Raw genomic sequence first — 1,683 nt, 5'->3', positions numbered from 1 at the left:
CCTCCTCGTATGATTAAGTTAGGTTTTTTAGGGACGGGATGTACCTATAAACCCAAGAGTATCTATTTTTATGAGATACTTAAATTTGTAGATAGAGTGTTGCCGACCACCTCCTTGAATCTTTGTATTCGGTTGAAAGAATGGTACCTCTGTCTAATAAGTAGTTTACGAATGAGTTGGATGTTGATGACCATTGGTCATTCTTCGTATCTCTTACGAGGTAGTAGCGCTTATTAGTTCAGAGGAGGACAACACTATCTAACACTGATTAAAATAGGGGTGTAAGCTATGTTCTATTTAGGTATTGATATCGCTAAACATAAACATTATGCGTCCATTATCGATCAAACTGGAAAACCTATTACTAAGCCATTTCCCTTTCGGAATCACAAAGAAGGTGGACAAGCACTATTAAATTGGATGTACCGATACATTGAGTCTCCTACAGAAATAATGATTGGAATGGAGGCAACAGGACATTATTGGTTAGCCGTTTATTCTTTTCTACTGGATCATGGCTTCTCAGTCGTTGTATTAAACCCAATTCAAACCAATGCCTGGCGAAAAGGCACAGAAATTAGAAAGCGGAAAACAGACGCCATTGATGCCACTATGATTGCCGATATCATTCGATTCGGCCGTTTTGTTGAAACCCCACTTGTGGACGAGAAAATGTTCGCTCTAAAACAAATGAGCCGCTTTCGTAATGCGCTTGTAAGTAATATGAGTGATTTAAAACGAAAAGCTCTTGTCGTATTAGATCAGACTTTCCCAGAGTACCAAAGCATCTTTTCGGATGTTTTTGGTAAAACTTCTTCACAAATCTTACTTGAATATTCCTCTCCCAGTGACTATGAACAGATATCTATTGATGATTTAACACAAATAATTGAGCAAACCAGTCGTAACCGACTTGGGAAGAAAACAGCCAACAAACTAATGGAATTAGCCTCTAATTCGTTTGGTGTTACCTTCTGTAAAAACGCTTTTTCCTTTCAACTAAAAATGTTGATGGAGCAAATTCGTTTTATCGAAGATCAAATCAAAGAGTGTGAAGAAGAAATGTCACAACTTTTAATTGATTTAGATACTCCTATCATGACAATACCTGGCGTTGGACCGATTTTAGGTGCCACTATACTAAGTGAAATTGGGGATATACACCGCTTTGACAAACCATCTAAACTTGTCGCTTACGCAGGCATCGATGCCTCTGTGTCCCAATCTGGGCAATTTGAATCCTCAGGTACGTCTATATCCAAGCGTGGTTCTTCTCATTTGCGTAGAGCCTTATTCCAGGCGGCTATTACAGCTCATAAACATGACCCTGTATTAAAAGCCTTTTATGAAAAGAAACGAAAGCAAGGAAAGCACTACTATGTTTGTATAGGAGCCGTAGCTAGAAAGCTGTGTTACATTATCTACGCCATTCTTAAAAGCAATAAACCGTATGAAGTTCCTCCACATTCACCAGTAGAAACTTGATTCTTTCATTTTTTTGAAAACCCTTAGGTTTATTTGGTGTGCCCTTTTTTAGATGAACCAATAGTTAAATGATATAGCGTTGTATGAATACTTTATGAAGACGTTTAGCCACTTCCTATCGAATCCAGTGGATTTATTTTCAAAATCCTCTAGCAATATTTTTTGAAAATGTCCCCTTGACTTTTCATAGTTGGTCTT

At 37.8% G+C, this 1,683-nt stretch carries 1 protein-coding gene; it reads left to right on the top strand.

Annotated elements, in window-relative coordinates:
• Positions 1-288: 288 nt before the first annotated feature.
• Positions 289-1,485: an IS110-like element ISBth13 family transposase gene (locus ACS2CR_RS34065; protein WP_000499525.1), complete on the top strand. Its 1,197-nt coding sequence runs from the start codon at positions 289-291 to the stop codon at positions 1,483-1,485.
• Positions 1,486-1,683: the final 198 nt, after the last annotated feature.

It is taken from the genome of Bacillus cereus group sp. BceL291 (genome assembly GCF_051776705.1).
Classification (GTDB): Bacteria; Bacillota; Bacilli; order Bacillales; family Bacillaceae_G; genus Bacillus_A; species Bacillus_A cereus.
Note: the sequence above shows the minus strand (reverse complement) of the source record. Positions and strands in the feature narration are given on the sequence as shown.

Excerpts from the sequence above, each read along its gene's own strand:
- ACS2CR_RS34065 (WP_000499525.1), top strand. The coding sequence starts at position 289 with ATGTTCTATTTAGGTATTGATATCGCTAAACATAAACATTATGCGTCC.